At 70.6% G+C, this 15,224-nt stretch carries 13 protein-coding genes and 1 pseudogene; 1 reads left to right on the forward strand and 13 read right to left on the reverse strand.

Annotated features, from left to right (window positions below; all coding sequences use genetic code 11):
• Positions 1-50 precede the first annotated feature (50 nt).
• Positions 51-839, reverse strand: coding sequence for a hypothetical protein (locus CA984_RS34750; protein ID WP_133061864.1), 789 nt, complete (start codon positions 837-839; stop codon positions 51-53).
• Between the two features lie 122 nt (positions 840-961).
• Between CA984_RS34750 and CA984_RS34755 the strand changes: the two are divergent.
• A pseudogene (locus tag CA984_RS34755) lies at positions 962-2,196 on the forward strand (RNA-guided endonuclease InsQ/TnpB family protein); the annotation flags it as partial.
• Between the two features lie 78 nt (positions 2,197-2,274).
• Here CA984_RS34755 and CA984_RS34760 read toward each other — a convergent pair.
• The 12 genes from CA984_RS34760 to CA984_RS34815 all read right to left on the reverse strand — a co-directional run.
• The gene (locus tag CA984_RS34760; RefSeq protein ID WP_086577668.1) at positions 2,275-3,651 is read right to left on the reverse strand and encodes an MCE family protein; all 1,377 of its coding nucleotides are present in this window, start codon (positions 3,649-3,651) and stop codon (positions 2,275-2,277) included.
• A complete protein-coding gene (locus CA984_RS34765) occupies positions 3,648-4,667 on the reverse strand; it encodes an MCE family protein (protein ID WP_086577669.1) in 1,020 nt (339 codons plus the stop codon). Before CA984_RS34765 ends, CA984_RS34760 begins: the two co-directional genes overlap by 4 nt.
• Before the next feature lie 70 nt (positions 4,668-4,737).
• The gene (locus CA984_RS34770) at positions 4,738-5,781 is read right to left on the reverse strand and encodes an MCE family protein (RefSeq protein ID WP_242676334.1); all 1,044 of its coding nucleotides are present in this window, start codon (positions 5,779-5,781) and stop codon (positions 4,738-4,740) included.
• Between the two features lie 109 nt (positions 5,782-5,890).
• Positions 5,891-6,916, reverse strand: coding sequence for an MlaD family protein (locus CA984_RS34775; protein WP_086577671.1), 1,026 nt, complete (start codon positions 6,914-6,916; stop codon positions 5,891-5,893).
• Entirely contained in the window at positions 6,916-7,983 is a 1,068-nt protein-coding gene (locus CA984_RS34780; RefSeq protein ID WP_086577672.1) for an MCE family protein, read from the reverse strand. Before CA984_RS34780 ends, CA984_RS34775 begins: the two co-directional genes overlap by 1 nt.
• Positions 7,980-8,996 carry an MlaD family protein gene (locus tag CA984_RS34785; RefSeq protein WP_086577673.1) on the reverse strand — a complete coding sequence of 339 codons (1,017 nt, stop codon included), beginning with the start codon at positions 8,994-8,996 and terminating at the stop codon, positions 7,980-7,982. The genes CA984_RS34780 and CA984_RS34785 overlap by 4 nt, the downstream gene beginning before the upstream one ends.
• Before the next feature lie 6 nt (positions 8,997-9,002).
• Complete coding sequence (locus tag CA984_RS34790) at positions 9,003-9,869, reverse strand: ABC transporter permease (protein ID WP_086577674.1); 867 nt, start codon at positions 9,867-9,869, stop codon at positions 9,003-9,005.
• Positions 9,869-10,678, reverse strand: coding sequence for an MlaE family ABC transporter permease (locus CA984_RS34795; protein ID WP_086577675.1), 810 nt, complete (start codon positions 10,676-10,678; stop codon positions 9,869-9,871). The genes CA984_RS34790 and CA984_RS34795 overlap by 1 nt, the downstream gene beginning before the upstream one ends.
• A 221-nt stretch (positions 10,679-10,899) precedes the next feature.
• Complete coding sequence (locus tag CA984_RS34800; RefSeq protein WP_086577676.1) at positions 10,900-12,318, reverse strand: aminopeptidase P family protein; 1,419 nt, start codon at positions 12,316-12,318, stop codon at positions 10,900-10,902.
• A gap of 105 nt (positions 12,319-12,423) precedes the next feature.
• Complete coding sequence (locus tag CA984_RS34805; RefSeq protein ID WP_242676335.1) at positions 12,424-13,770, reverse strand: ABC transporter substrate-binding protein; 1,347 nt, start codon at positions 13,768-13,770, stop codon at positions 12,424-12,426.
• A 1-nt stretch (position 13,771) separates the two neighbouring features.
• Entirely contained in the window at positions 13,772-14,896 is a 1,125-nt protein-coding gene (locus CA984_RS34810) for a branched-chain amino acid ABC transporter permease (RefSeq protein ID WP_086577677.1), read from the reverse strand.
• The coding region (locus CA984_RS34815) for an ABC transporter permease subunit (RefSeq protein WP_423229346.1) at positions 14,889-15,224 on the reverse strand (336 nt) is incomplete at its 5' end. The genes CA984_RS34815 and CA984_RS34810, both read right to left, overlap by 8 nt.

Here is a 15,224-nt window from a genome sequence, read left to right on the forward strand (position 1 = left end):
CCTCCGGTCCGCCACGGCCCACAGCGGCGCCGCGGGCCGTGCCGGAAGCCCTATCCGTCCTTCTTGCCGGTGCTCGGGGTGGGGGTGGGGGTGGGGGCCGTGTCGACGGCCTTGCCGTTGGGGTCGGTCACCAGCTCCTCGGCCGCGCCCATCACGGTGGCGTCGTTGACCTTCCACTCGCCGCCTGTCTTGACCAGGCCGAGCTCCATGTAGGTGCCGAGCATGCGCCGGGTGCCCGCGGTGCTCGTGACCTGGGAGTCGACGACCGTGATCGCCTTGGCTCTGTCCTCGTCGACCTCGCCGACGTAGACACCCCGGACCGAGGCGGACGAGTGGGCCTTCATCGAGGTGATCACGCCCTCCAGCGGGCTGAAGGCCTCGTCGTAGGTCTTCTCGAAGTCCTCGCCGGAGATGGCGAAGACCTGGTCGCGATAGGCCTGGAGGTTGGCGTAGTCGTAGGTCTGCAGGGCCACGGCGAACTCGCCCGCCCGTGCGGACACCGCGCCGCGCTCGGCCTTCTCCTCGGCCAGCCGGTCGGCCGTCATCCAGAACCACACCGCCGCTATCGCCGTCGCCGCGAACAGCATGGCCGCGACCGAGCCCACCAGCTTGGCCCGCCACGTCCGGGATYGCACGCGGGACCCACCCCGCTCCGCGATCCCGGCCGCCGTCTCCCCTCCCTCGTCCCTGTCTGGGGCGGCTCTGTCCGGGGCCGCGCCGACCGCGGGCACGGCGGCGGAATCCGGCTCGGTGGGCTCCCCCCCGTCCTCCGGGACCTCACCGCGGCCTGAGCCCGCCCCTTGAGGGAGTTCGTCGGGCTGCTGAGGGATTGGGCTCATCGAATCTCCTTGAGCGTGGAGACCCCGGGCTTCAGCCCAGGGGAGGAAACGCGGCACACCGCCGCACGGAATTTTCTCGAACACGCGTACGGTCCCGGCCGCGGTGCGTCATGATGTGCGCCATGGCACAGAGCGTGAAGCGGGCCTTCAAGTACCGCTTCTACCCGACCCCCGAGCAGGCCGAGCAGCTTGCCCGGACCTTCGGCTGCGCCCGCCTGGTCTACAACAAGGCGCTCGAGGAGCGCAGCCGTGCCTACACCATGGAAGGCCGGAGGGTCTCCTACGGGGAGTCGTCGGCGATGCTGACCGCCTGGAAGCGCACCGAGGAGCTGGGTTTCCTGGGTGAGGTGTCGTCGGTGCCGCTCCAGCAGGTCCTGCGCCACCTGCAGGCGGCCTTCACCAACTTCTTCGCCAAACGGGCGAAGTATCCGGCGTTCAAGTCCCGCAAGAGGTCCCGGGCCTCGGCCGAGTACACCCGTTCGGCGTTCACCTGGCGCGACGGGCACCTGACCCTGGCGAAGATGGGTGCCCCGCTGGACATCGCGTGGTCGCGCCCGCTGCCCGAGGGGGTCGAGCCGTCCACGGTGACCGTGTCGAAGGACGCGGCCGGCCGGTGGTTCGTGTCGATCCTGTGTGCGGACACGATCCGCCCTTTGGATCCGACGGCTGCCATGGTCGGCATCGACGCCGGGATCAGCTCCCTGCTCACCCTGTCGCGGCCGATCCCCGGCCTCACCGACGCCGCCGGCAAGGTCGCCAACCCCCGCCACGAGCGCGCCGACCGGGCCCGGCTGGCCCGCGCGCAACGCGCCCTGGCCCGCAAGGACAAGGGCTCCAGCAACCGGGCCAAGGCGAAGGTGCGGGTCGCGCGGGTGCACGCCCGAATCGGTGACCGCAGGCGTGACCACCTGCATAAGCTCACCACCTCGATCGTCCGCGAGAACCAAGTGATCGCGATCGAGGGCCTCGCCGTCCGCAACCTGGTGAAGAACCACCGCCTGGCCCGCGCCGTCTCCGACGCCTCCTGGCGGCAGGTGCGGACCATGCTGGAGTACAAGGCGGCCTGGTACGGGCGGGAGCTGGTGGTCGTCGACCGGTGGTTTCCATCCTCCAAGCTGTGCTCGGCCTGCGGCGCCCTGCAACCGTCCCTGCCGTTGAACGTCCGGGAGTGGGTGTGCGCCTGCGGCGCGACCCATGATCGGGATGTGAACGCCGCCAGGAACATCCTCGCCGCCGGGCTGGCGGAGAGGTGAAACGCCTGTGGAGCCGGTGTAAGACCTCAAGGGAGATTCCTCCTGGCGGGCGACCGGCGGTGAAGCAGGAAATCCGACCCGTGAGGGTGGGAATCCCCCGGCTTCAGCCGTGGGGAGGAAGTCAACTAGATCCTTCCGGTATGGAGACCCCGGACCTCGGTCCTGGGGAGGATGTCAACTGGTCACTCCTGTTCACGGCGGCGTGACGCCCGGCCGACCGCGATCCAGCCGAGCACGCCGCCGGAGATGACGACGGCGAAGAGGATCGCGACGATGAAAGGGGTGAGGTCCTGGCGGGTGGAGCGCGAGGTCCTGCCGGCGTCCGCGGCGGGGGTGGCGGTGTCCTCGGGACCGGTGGCGTCGAGCGGCCCGTCGCCCTCCCGCGGTGTCCGCGTCGCCTCGTCGGGCGTGGCGGTCGCCTCACCGGCCGGACCGTCGCCGCTCCAGGAGCCGTCGGTGGGGTGGGGGCCGGGGTCCTGGTCGTCGTCGGTCCGGGTGGACACCTTGACCGCGGGGCCCTTCGGGCAGGGACGCAGTGCGGGGACCTTCGGCGGGGACAGCGGGCCGCGGTACTCCCGCGCCACCGGGGGGCCGCCGGGGACGCTGAAGAGGAACGTGACCCTGCCGTACACCCCGTCGGGCCGTTTGTCGGTTATGTCGGTGACCATCGCCTGCAGGGTGGGCACCGTCCGCAGCAGCTGGTTGACGTTCGACCGGGTCCGGGGCGTGAACACCACGCCGGGCTTCATCCTGGCCGCGGTGAGCATGCAGGACAGGCCGGGGCGGGCGGTGGTGAGCAGGTTGTCGACCTGGCGGAAGAAGCTCGGGCCGTGGTCGAGGGCGGTGGAGAGCTGCTTGCGGGACTCGCGGATCGCCCGGGTCACCCCGGCCAGGTCGGTGATGCCCTGGGACAGCTCCTCGCGCCGGCCCGCCAGTGTGCCGGTCAGCCGGGTCAGCTCCACTGACAGCTCGTCCAGCAGGCCGGTGTTGGCGGCGAGGGTCGCGGTGAGGTCGTGGGCGTTGTCCACGACCTCGCGGATCGAGGTCGTCCGGCCGTCCAGTCCCGCCGCCAGCTCGTGCACGATCGTCTGGGCGTCCTCCGGCGGCACCGCGTTCAGCAGCTTGCCGACCCCGTCGAACAGCTTCTTGTAGTCGAGCGGGACCGAGGTGCTGGCCAGCGGGATGGTGGCGCCCGCGGCGAGGGTGCCGCCGCTGGCTCCGGACCGGGGCGGCGAGATCTCCACGTACGGCTCGCCGATGGCGGACTTGCGGCGCACCTCCGCGGTGACGCCTCGCGGCAGCCGTACGTCACGGTTGATGCTCAGGCCCACCACGATCTTGCCGGGGGCCAGCGCCACGTCGTCGATCCGGCCGATCCGGACGCCGAGGTAGGCCACGTCGAAGCCCCGCACGAGACCGGGGGAGGACAGGAACTCGGCGCTGATCCGGTAGGGCCGCTCGACGACGTCGAGCTTGATGATGCTGGTGAACGCCCACACGGTCATCACCACGCCGAGTACCACGAAGAAGCCGAGGTTGATCCGGATGCGGTTCCTCATCGTGGCGGCTCCAGCAGCAGGCGGAAGTCGTCCACCGAGTTGGGCGGACGCGGGCGGTCGCCGCTCTTGTCCGGCTTGGGCAGCAGCAGCCCCTTGAGCCAGACGAAGGTCAGCAGCTGGCCGTTCACCACGATCGGTGGCAGGTCGAGGAACCGCTGCACGCGGCTGATCAGGACCTTCAGGTCTTCCTTACCGCGGACCATCGAGGTGGAAACCGCGTCGAGCTCGCGGAGCAGGGTCCGCAGCCGGGCCGCGTGTCTCGGATAGACGGTGCTGTTGACCTCGCGGGCCAGCGCGGTGAGCTCCTGGAGGGTCTTCTTCACGTGCTTGCGGCCGTGGTTCAGCCGGGCGGTGGCGTCGGTGAGCGTGCCGGGCAGCCTGTCCAGCTCCTCGCTGCCCTTTGCGAGATCGTCGCCCAGCTCGGCCAGCCCGTCTATGGTGCGGGCCAGGTCCTCGCGGGACTCGGCGTAGACGGTGGTGACCTCGGTGATCTGCCTGAGCAGCCGGTTGAGGTCCTTGCCCTTGCCGCCGAGCCCGGTCGCCGCCGCGTCCAGGACGGCGTTCACGTCCTGGGCGCCGAGGGCGTCGATCAGCGGGCCCGCCCGTTCGGTGACCTGTTCGATGTCCGGCTCCACCGATGTCCGGGTGATCGTCGAGCCGCTCCGCATGAACGGCCCGCTCGTCATGTCCCGGCCCTCGGGCGGTGTCAGCTCGACGTAGTTCTCACCCAGGATCGAGGTCTTGGCCACGACGGCGCCGGTGCCCTCGGGCACCCGGATGCCGTCCTCGACGGACATGGTGACCTTCGCGCGGTATCCCTCCAGGCGGATGTCGGTCACACTGCCCACCCGCACGTCGGAGATCTGCACGCTGTGCCCGGCCACCAGGCTCTGCACGTCGTCGAAGGTCGCGGTCAGGGTCAGCCCGCCGGTCGGCGCCCCCGCGGTCTGCAGGGTGCACGCCGCGGTGAGGCAGAGTCCGGCCAGTCCCGCGCCCATCCGCGTCCACGCCCTCATCCGGTCTCCTCCCTTCCCCCGCTCACTCGCCGTTCCCCGCCCGTCCGGCGGCCGGACCGTCGCACCGCGCTCACCGCCTCCCCCTCTCCCAGGGGCAGTTGCTCAGCTCTCCCGGCAGGCACGACACCTTGCCCAGGCCCAGTGCCTCGAACAGCGGTGTCAGCCAGGCCCGGGTCATCGCGTTGAGCACCAGACGGATCTTGATCAGGTGGTGCTCCCTGTCCCAGGACACGACCAGGTTGTCGGTGAACTTCCGGGCTCCGGCGATGGCCTCGGCCGCGGACTCGCTGTTGACCTTCAGGGTCAGCACCAGCTCGGCCAGGTTGGCCACGCCCTTGGGCAGTCTCTCCTGATAGGCCTCGATCAGCACGTCACCCCGCTGGACGAACTCCGCGAGGCCGGTGATGAAGCTCTTCATGCGGCGGCGCTCGTCGGCGAGGGTGGCGCCGGCCTCGGCGAAGGCGTCGATGGCCGTCTTGACCTGGTCCTCGCGGCGGTTGAGGCTGGAGGCGATCCGGTTGAGGCCGTCGGCCAGTTCGATCAGCTGCTCGTCCTGCCCGGCGAGGGTGCGGGTCAGCGAGGCCGCGTCGGCCAGCGCCCGGTTGATCTGCTTGCCCCGGCCCCTGACCGTCTCGGCGAGGTTGCCGGCCACGTCGCCCATCTTGTCGGTGTCGAGGGCGTCGGTGAGTTTGGTGAACGCCTCCAGGGCGTCGTCGATCTCCACCGGCAGGTCGGTCCGCTCCAGCGGGATCACCGCGTCCGGTGCGATCCTGGCCTGGCCGGGTCTCCACGGCGGGTGGAGCACCACGTTCCGCTCGCCCAGCGTGTTCTGCGCGGCCACGACCGCCTTGACGTCGGCGGGGAGCGGCACCTGCCCGTCGATGATCAGATCCGCCCGGACCCTGTCCCCCTCCACGGTGAGCTTCTCCACCGTCCCGGCGTCCAGGCCCAGCACCTTCACCTTGGCCTGTTCGTACAGGGACGGCGCCGCGCTGAAGTAGGCCGTCAGCCGGTACGGCGACGCCCCGCCGGGCAGCAGCGAGCAGCCTCCCGCCGAGAGCAGCAGCACCCCGGCGAGCAGCGCCGCGACCGTTCTCGGCAGGGGGCGTCCCACGCCGGGCGCACGCCGTGAACGTTCCGTTCTTCGCGGTCCACGCGTCATTCGGGTCGCTCCGCTCCGGGCGCGTGCCGGGAACGGCCCGCCCCTCGCAGTCCACGGCGTGTCATCGGCTGGTCCTGTCCTTGCGGATGGCGCCGAGCACCTCGGGGTTGATCGGGCCGAGGCCGGTGGTGATGGCCTCCACCCACGGGCCCTGGCCGCCGGAGGTGGCCAGTCCGGAGAAGGTGGGCCCGACCCAGGCGAGGACGGAGTTGAGCGCCTTGCCGCCGTCGGCGTCGAGCCGGTTGCCGATCGCGGTCACGTCGTCGACCACCGCGATCAGGTTCTTCTCGTGCTCGGTGACCAGTGTGGTGATGCTGTTGACCAGGTCGCTGCCGTCGCCGAGCAGGGACTTCAGCTCGTCGCGGCGGAGCCGTAGCTCGTTCAGCATGATCTCGATGGAGTCGATCAGCCGGCCGAGCTGCGCGTCCTTCGTCTCCAGCACGTTCATGATCTTGTTGCCGTTGTCCAGCAGCCTCTGGAGCTGGGGCTCGCTCTCGCTGATGATCTCCGAGAGCTCGCCGATGTTGTCCAGCAGCTTGCTGACCCTGCCCTTGCGGGCGGGTTTGAGCTCCGCCAGCTCCGACAGGAGCTTGTCGACCGAGTCGGTGTCGAGCTTCTGCACCAGCCGGGTGGCGTCCTTGAGGGCGTCGGTGATCAGCACGGGGGTGCTGGTGCGCGACATCGGGATCCGCCGTCTCTCCTCGGGCAGCTCGTCCATGTACGGCCGGGTGACCGGCCCGGTGAGCTTGACGTAGCGGCCGCCCAGCAGGTTCGACAGGGTGATCTCGGCCCGGGTCTGCGGGCCGAGCCTGATCCCGTCGTCCACCTTCCAGGTGACCACGACGTGCCCCTGGCCGTAGTCGGCGCGGACCTCGGTCACCTTGCCGACCGGGACGCCCGCCACCCGCACGTCGTTGCCGGAACGCAGTCCGGCGGAGTCCGGCAGTATCGCCGACATCGTGTAGCCGCCCTCCAGCAGCCCCAGGTTCCCGACGAGGAAGGTGACCACCAGGACGGAGGCGAGGACCGCCATCGACACCAGGCCGACGACGGTCTTGTCGCGGTCACGGAACGACTTGAGCGCCATCAGGGTCCCACCAGCACTCGCCGCAGGTTCACCGTGCTGGTGAGCTTGAGGTTGCCGCGCAGCGGCGGGGGAGCGCTCATCGGGTAGGGGCAGGGCTGGGGGCCCAACGCGAGGCAGGGCACCGCAGTGGTGACGAAGTGCCCCCGGCCGGTCACCTGGAACGAGCGTCGCAGCGGCGGGGTGATGGTGTTGAGCACCTTCTCGATGCTGCCGATGTTGCGCCGGATGCCGCCGGTGAGCCGGGTCATGTTGTCCACCACCCGGCCGAACTCCCGGGAGTTGCGGCCGAGCACCTGGTTGTTGACCCGGACCGTGGTGGACAGCTCCACCAGGGCGTCGTCGACCAGCTCGCGGTTGCGGGCGAACGCGCCGGTCAGCGCGACCAGGTTGTCCACGAGCTGCGAGATCTGCCGGTCCCTGCGGGCGACGACCCCGGTCACCGTGGCGTAGTCCTCGAGCAGCCCCTGAATGATCTCCTTGCGGTCGGCCACCGTGGTGGTCAGGTCGTTGAGGTTGTCGACCAGTTTGGGGATGTTCTCCTGGTTGCCGTCCAGCGCCTCGCCCGCCGCGGTCAGCAGCTGGTTGATCTGGTCGGGGTCCAGACTGCGGGTGAGCGGGCCGAGGTCGCTGACCAGCTCCCCGATGTCGACCACCGAGCTCGTCAGCTTCACGCGGGCGCCGTCGCCCAGCGTATCGGCGGCGGCGCCGGGCATCAGGTAGATCACCCGCTGGCCGATCGTGTTGCGCCAGCGGACCGCGGCGGAGCTGTCGGAGGGCACCCGCACCGCCGCCCGCACGCTGAGCACGACCTCGGCCCTGCCGTTGACCACCTCGATCGAGTCGACCTGGCCGACCGGCGCACCCGCGATCTTCACCTGGTCGCCCTCGTGCAGCCCGGAGACGTCGTCGAAGGTGGCGACGAGGCTGTAGGTGTCGCCGACGTTCACCCGGGCGATCTGGGCGCCGATCAGGACGATCAAAGTGGCCGTCACGAGCAGGAAGACGACGAACTTGGCGAGTGTCCAGCGGCGCTGGACCTGCTCTCTCGACCGGGCCAAAAGGCTCACCTGCCGTTCGTTGGGCCGCAGGCGCCGACGAAGAGCTCGCAGATGTCGGTCGCGATGAAGGCCTCCATCTTGATCTGGTTGGCGCCGTCCGGGCCCTGGCCCGTGACCAGGTCGTTCAGCACGCTGAGGAGCTGGTTCAGCCCCCGCACGCCCTCGCCCGCGACGCCGAGCTGCGCGTACAGCAGTGCGGCCGCCCGCTCCCCGGCGTTCACCGCGGCCTTGAGGCCCTTGCGGTGCTTGCGCAGGCCGTGCGCGGTCAGGTGGGAGATCTCGTCGAACTCCCGCAGCAGCGCGCGGATCTTGTCGGCCCGCTTCAGCAGGTCCGGGGTGATCACGTTGAGGTCGGAGGAGATCGCCACCAGCTCGTCGCCCTTGTCGGCGAGACTGGCGCTCAGCGCTCCGGCGTCCCCGATGAACCGCCTGAACTCCCCGCGGCGCCGGTGGGCCACCTCGACGATCTTCCCGGTGCTGTCGACGATCCCCCCGATCTGCGGGCCCTTGCCGTCCAGGCCGCGCCCCAGGGTGTGCACGATGGTCGTGATGTCCTGGGGGTCCACCGCGCCGAGCCCCTCGTAGGCGTCGGAGAGGGTGTCGGACAGGTCCGTGGGCGCCTCGGTCCTGGTGATGACGGCGTCGTCGCCCAGGTAGGGGCCGGCCGTCTCGCCGGAGCCGAGGATCAGGTTGACGAACTTGGGGCCGAAGACGGAGGTCGGCTCGATCGCGGCGGTGACGGTCTCGGGCACCTTGACGCCGGGCTCCACGTGCATGGCGATCACGGCCCTGCCCTCGCGGTCCAGGGTGACGGAGTCGACCCCGCCCACCGTGATGCCGCGGATCTTGACGGGGGAGTTGGGATCCAGCCCCTGCCCGGCGTGGGTGAACACGGCGGTCACCCGCATGCCGTTGACGCTCGCCGCACTCCGGATGACCAGGACGAGGGCCAGGACGAGGGCGAGCACCACGCCGAGCGAGATCGCCAGCCGGATCGGCAGGGGGACTTCACCGCGTGCCATCGCCGCTCACCCCGTCAGCTTCACGCCGCTGCCGTTGCCCCAGAACAGGTAGGACAGCAGCAGGTTGAGGAGGATGACGGTGACGATGGACTGGCGGATCGCCCGCCCGGCCGCAATCCCCACGCCGACCGGGCCTCCGGTGGCGTTGAATCCGTAGTAGCAGTGGATGCTGATGACGGCGAACGCGAAGACGATCACCTTGATCACGCTGTAGACGATGTCGATCACCGGCAGGCCGAGATAGAAGTAGTAGTCGTAGACGCCGGGCGACATGCCGAACAGGACGGTGCACATCAGCCGGGTGGCGAAGAAACTGGCGAACAGCGCGATCATGTAGACCGGGACCAGCGCGATCAGCGCGGCCACCACCCGCGTGCAGATCAGGTAGGTGAAGGCGTTGATGGCCATCACCTCCAGCGCGTCGATCTCCTCGGAGATCCGCATCGCGCCCAGCTCGGCGGTGAAGGACGAGCCGACCTGCGCCGCGAGCGCGACCGCCGCGATGATCGGGGTGATCTCCCGGACGTTGGCGAAGCTGCCCACCAGGCCGATGAAGGACTCGGCGCCGATCGCCTGCAGGCCCTGGTAGCCCTGCAGACCGACGGTGGCGCCGACCGCGAAGGCCATGGTGAACGCCACGAAGACCATGCCGCCGCCGATGACGGTCGCGCCGACACCCACCACCACGTCGCTGACCTGGCGGAGCACGACCTTGGTGAACTTCATCCGGAAGACGATGTCCCGCAGCGAGTAGAAGACGACCTTCCACAGGAAGAGCGGCCAGTCCGACAGCGAGGCCGCGCGGTCCACGAGGTCGCGCAGCATGCCGTAGACGCGGAATCCGGCGGTGCGGGCTCCCGGGATCGGCGCCATCACATGGGCCTGGGCGGGTAGGCGAGGAAGTAGATCATGGTGATCACGTAGTTGACCGCGAACACCAGCATGAACGTGACGACCGTGGACTGGTTCACCGCGCGTCCCACGCCGACCGGGCTGGTCTGGCAGGTCATGCCGAAGTAGCACGACATGATCGCCGCGATGAAGCCGAAGATCCACGCCTTGAACAGGGTGACCAGCAGGTCGCTGGTGACCAGCAGGGACACCGCGCCGTCGAAGTAGGCGCCGGGGGTGACGCCCTGGATGACGACGTTGAAGAAGTAGCCGCCGCTCGCCCCGGCCACGATGACCAGCGGGACCAGCAGCACGGCCACCGTGCTGGCCGCCCACAGCCGGGGGGTGACCAGGCGGTGGACCGGGTTGACCGCCATCACCTCCATGGCGGCCAGCTCGTCGCGGATGTTGCGGGCGCCGATGTCGGAGGTCATGGCCGAGCCCCCGGCGCCCGCGATGAGCAGGGCCGAGGCCATCGGGGCGACCTCGCGGACCAGGCCGACCACCACGGCGCCGCCGGTGGCCGAGGAGGCGCCCAGCTGCCAGGCGAGCTGGCCCACCTGGAGGGCGACGGTCGCGCCCAGCGGGAGCGAGACGAGCAGCACGGGCAGGCTGGTGACGCGGGCGAGGAACCAGCACTGCTGGATGTACTCCCAGAACCAGGTCCTGACGTCCCAGGTCCGGCGGAATCCCTCAAGTGCGATCACCGACATGTCGCCGACCCGGCCGAACACGTCGGTGCTCCGGCGGACGAGGTAACCGGTGACCCCGTCCCGCCCGCCGACCGCCATCAGTGCGCCGTCCGTTGTGCCATGAACACCTCGGGGTTCGCGACTCCGACCATGGATCAGTCACCCTACTGACGGGTAGTCCAGTAAGTCGATGGCTCCTGTGTAATTTGAGGAAAAGGAATGAGGCCCAGATCACATCTTGTCAGGGCCTCACATTTTCCACAGGTGATCGCGGGTGCGGGGCGCGACGTACGGCCGGCCGCGGGACCGCCCCGCCCCGGTCAGGCGGAGATCGCGCTCATCCACCCCTCGATCTCGTCGGGGTGGCGGGGCAGCCCGGCCGACATCAGGCGGGCGCCGTCGGCGGTGATGACGAGGTCGTCCTCGATCCGCACGCCGATGCCGCGCAGCTCCGGCGGGAGCGTCAGGTCGTCCGGCTGGAGATAGAGGCCGGGCTCGACGGTGAGGACCTGGCCCTCCTCCAGCACGCCGTCCAGGTAGACCTCCGAGCGGGCCCTGGCGCAGTCGTGGACGTCCATGCCCAGCATGTGGCCGCTGCTGCACAGGGTGTAGCGGCGGTACAGGCCGCTGTCGGTCTCCATCGCCTCGTCCGCGCCGATCTTCAGCACGCCCCAGTCGTGCAGTCCCTCGGCGATGACCCGCATGGCCGTCCGGTGGAAGTCGCGGAAGCTCGCGCCCGGCCGCAGGGTGGCGATGGCCGCGCTCTGGGCCTCGTAGACCAGCTCGTAGACCTGGCGCTGGATCGGGCTGAACCGCCCCGACAGCGGCAGGGTCCTGGTGATGTCGGCGGTGTAGAGGTTGTCGGTCTCCACGCCCGCGTCGAGCAGGAGCAGTTCGTTCTCGTTCAGCCGGCCGTCGTTGCGGATCCAGTGCAGCACGCACGCGTGGGCGCCGGAGGCCACGATGCTGTCGTAGCCGACCGCGCCGCCCTCCAGGCGGGACCGGAGGCCGAAGACCCCCTCCAGGTAGCGCTCGCCGCGCCGGTGGGCCAGGGCCTGGGGCAGCGCCCGCACCACGTCCTCGAACCCGCGGGCGGTCGCGTCCACCGAGAACTGCAGCTCGGCGATCTCCCACTCGTCCTTGATCAGCCGCATCTCGGACAGGAACGTCTCCAGCTCGCCGTCCCCGTCGTGCGCCGCGACCCGGGAGTCCAGCGAGGCGTCCACGCCGCGCAGCACCCGCGCCGGCCCGCCGAGCACGTCGTCCAGCCTGTCCACGGCCGCGCAGTCGATCAGATAGAGCGCCTCCGCCTCGGCCAGGTCGGGACGGCGGCCCACCCAGAACTCGCCGTAGCGGCGGTCCCGGTAGAACTCCTGCCCGGCCGTCCCCGGAGCCGAACGCGGCGAGCGCGGCCGCAGGAACAGCGTGGCCGACCCGGACGGCTCGATGACCAGGACGTTGCCGGGCTCCTGGTCGCCGGTGAGGTAGGTGAAGGCGCTGTGCGACCGGAACCGGTAGTCGCTGTCGTTGCTGCGGGCCTTGAGCGTGCCGGACGGGATGATCAGCCGCTCGCCGGGGAAGCGCGCGGCGAGCGCGGCCCGGCGCTTGGCGGTGTAGGCGGCCAGCGGCAGCGCGGTCAGGTCGTCGCGGCGGGTGTCGGCCCAGCCGGTCGCCATGAACGCGGCGAGGGCGTCGGAGATCGGCAGGTCGTGGCTGCCGGTGTTCAGCTTCTCGGTCATCGTGTCCCCGGGAGCGAAGGTGTGTGGTATTTCACACATTACTCCCGGGCGGTACGGCGCGCACCCCCACTTTAGGCGGGCGCGCGCCTTACCCCGGACCGGCGGTCAGCCGACCGGCACCGGGTAGTCCTTGGCCAGGTCCGAGATCGCCGCCTCCTTGAAGACCACGGCGCCGCCGAGCGCGGCCTTGTCCGGCTTGACGACGAAGGACGCCCGCGACGCGGGCTTGTCGAACATGGAGAAGTCCATGACCGTGCCGTAGTCGCCGCCCCAGGAGGACTGGCTGCGGTGCGCGGCGACGACGGCGGCCCGGCTCAGGTCCTTGCCCTCACAGGCCTTCCTGAGCGCGTCGCTGACGATCGCCGCCGCGGAGTAGCCCGTGGCGACCCCGCTGTCGATGGTCTGGCCGGGATACTTCGCCGCGTAGTCGGCCGCCAGCTTCTTCATGGCCGGCAGCGGCGCGCTGATCGGCGCGCCGCCGGTCATGACGTAGAAGTCCTTGAGCAGGGCGGGACCGGCCGGGGTGGGGAGCAGTTGCGGGGAGTAGGCCGAGTTGCTGCCGACGAACGGCACGTCCATGCCCTTGGCCAGCGAGACGCCGACGAGCGAGGCCGACTGCTTGGGGCCGACCGAGACCAGCACGGCCTTGACCCCCTCGGCCTTGAAGGCGGCCACCTGGGCGCTCATGTCCTGGTCGGTCGCCTTGATCTTCTGCTCGACGAGCGTCAGGCCGAGCTTCCCGGCCGCGTACTTGGAGCCGTTCAGCGCGCTCTCGCCGTAGTCCCCTTCGAAGTAGAGGTGACCGATCTTGTCTCCGGACTTGAGTCCCTTCTCCTTGACCAGGAAGTCCACCCCGTTGATCATGTCGATGTCGTAGGTGGTGGCGGTGACCTGGATGGGCTTGCTGCCCAGCAGCCCGGTCGCCCAGGCCATCGGGAGGGTGAGCAGCTCGTCGGCCTCGATGCGCTGCTTGAGCGCCATGACCATGGGAGAGCCGATGAAATGGGCGATCGCCGCGGACTTCGGGGCGATCTCGGTGTAGGCCGCCACGGCCTTCTGCGCGTCGTAGCCGTGGTCGCGCACGACGGCCTCGATCTTCCGGCCGCATACGCCTCCACCCGCGTTGACCTGCTCGAAGTAGAGCTGCTGTGCCTGGGTCAGGCTCTTGCCGAACGAGGCGTAGGGGCCGGTGAGATCGGTCATGAGGCCCACAGTGATCGTGTCGGCGGTGACGCCGGGGCCGGTCTTCACCCCGTCGCCGCCGACGGCCGGCGACGCGCCGGCGCCCCCGGTGGCCTTCCCGCTGGCGCACGAGGCGACCGCCAGGGCCAGGACGGCGAGCACCGCGATCCGCCGCGCCGGGATCGCGGCGATCCCTCCGCGGCGCGGCGCGGGGAGCGGGAGGCCGCCGCTTTCGGGGAGCGGGAGCGAGGAGGGGAGTGGAGGAGTCACGTCAGTTCCTTGTCTCGGGGGACGGGCGTAGGGAGGCCTTCTCCGCCGTGGAGGCGGAGGCGGTCCGGCGGTTCGGCGCCGGTCGCAGGCGGCCGGCGAGGCCGAGCAGGCCGCCCGGCAGGAAGAGGACGATCACGACGACGGCCGCGCCGTACAGGATCCGGGCGGCCTCGGCGGGGGAGACCCCGCCGGAGCCGGGCTCGGCCACCAGCGGCAGGGCGTCGCTGTAGCGGGTCAGGAGCTGGGGCAGCAGGGAGATGAAGACGGCGCCGATCACCGCCCCCGCGACCGAGCCGAGGCCGCCGATGACGATCATGGCGAGGTAGTCGAGGGAGAGCAGGATGCCGAAGTACTCCGGCACGGTCCGCTGGAAGACCAGCGCGAGCAGGACGCCGGCCAGCCCGCCGTACATCGACGACAGCACGAACACGCCGGCGCGGTAGCGGGCCACCGGAACGCCCATCACCCCGGCGGCGATCTCGTGGTCGCGGATGGTGTTCATGGCCCGCCCGGGACGTCCTGCCAGCACCCCGCGGGCGAACAGCGCCGCGCAGGCCAGGGCGGCCAGGCCGAGGAACCACAGCCGCTCCAGCGCGCCGAACGGCACCTGGGCCACCACGAGCGCGGGGGAGTCGGCGAAGGTGAACCCGAACAGCTCCATGGGTGGCACCGGGCGGCCGTTGTAGCCGCCCGTCACGGGCCCGGCGTTGAACAGCAGGTGCTGGCCGAGGAAGATCAGCGCCAGCGTGGCGATGCCGAGGTAGGCCCCTTTCAGGCGGCCGGCGATCGGGCTGAACACGCCCCCGGCGACGCCCGCGGTGAGCACCGCCAGCACCGCCGCGACAGGAGTGGGCAGGCCCAGCCCGGCCAGGCCGTCCCCGGGATCGGAGGCGAAGTAGACGTAGGAGTAGGCCCCGGCCGCCAGGAAGAACGCGTGACCCATGGACAGCTGGCCGGTGGCGCCGGTCAGCAGGTTGATGCCGATCGCCCCGACGGCCGCCGACATCGCGAAGAGCCCGGCCTGCAGCCAGAAGCCCTCCAGATAGAACGGCACCGCGACCGCGGCCGCGACCAGGACGGCCGACCGGAGGAGGATCCGCACGGACCTGCCGGGCTTGTCAGACACGTGCCAGCTCCCTCGTCCCGAACAGCCCCGCGGGGCGGATGAGCAGGACCACGATCATCACGAGGAACGGCGCGACGTCGCCGATGCCCCTGCCGAGGAAGGCCAGGTCGTTCTGGTAGCCGCTCATCAGGGTCTCGGTGACCCCGATGACCAGGCCGCCCACCAGCGCCCCCGTGGTGGAGTCGAGGCCGCCGAGGATCGCCGCGGGGAAGGCCTTCATGGCGGCGAACGTCGTGCTGCGGTCCAGGCCCGGCGTGGGGAACACGCACAGGAAGAGCGCGGCGACGGCGGCCAGGGCGCCGGCCACCGCCCACGCCCCCATCGACAC

Origin of the sequence: Streptosporangium minutum (assembly GCF_002149035.1) — a bacterium.
GTDB classification, from domain to species: domain Bacteria; phylum Actinomycetota; class Actinomycetes; order Streptosporangiales; family Streptosporangiaceae; genus Streptosporangium; species Streptosporangium minutum.

What these genes read in the sequence shown, in the direction of transcription:
- CA984_RS34760 (WP_086577668.1), bottom strand. Translation starts at nt 3,651, where the DNA reads ATGAGGAACCGCATCCGGATCAACCTCGGCTTCTTCGTGGTACTCGGC.
- CA984_RS34765 (WP_086577669.1), bottom strand. Translation starts at nt 4,667, where the DNA reads ATGAGGGCGTGGACGCGGATGGGCGCGGGACTGGCCGGACTCTGCCTC.
- CA984_RS34775 (WP_086577671.1), bottom strand. Translation starts at nt 6,916, where the DNA reads ATGGCGCTCAAGTCGTTCCGTGACCGCGACAAGACCGTCGTCGGCCTG.
- CA984_RS34785 (WP_086577673.1), bottom strand. Translation starts at nt 8,996, where the DNA reads ATGGCACGCGGTGAAGTCCCCCTGCCGATCCGGCTGGCGATCTCGCTC.
- CA984_RS34790 (WP_086577674.1), bottom strand. Translation starts at nt 9,869, where the DNA reads ATGGCGCCGATCCCGGGAGCCCGCACCGCCGGATTCCGCGTCTACGGC.
- CA984_RS34795 (WP_086577675.1), bottom strand. Translation starts at nt 10,678, where the DNA reads ATGGCGGTCGGCGGGCGGGACGGGGTCACCGGTTACCTCGTCCGCCGG.
- CA984_RS34800 (WP_086577676.1), bottom strand. Translation starts at nt 12,318, where the DNA reads ATGACCGAGAAGCTGAACACCGGCAGCCACGACCTGCCGATCTCCGAC.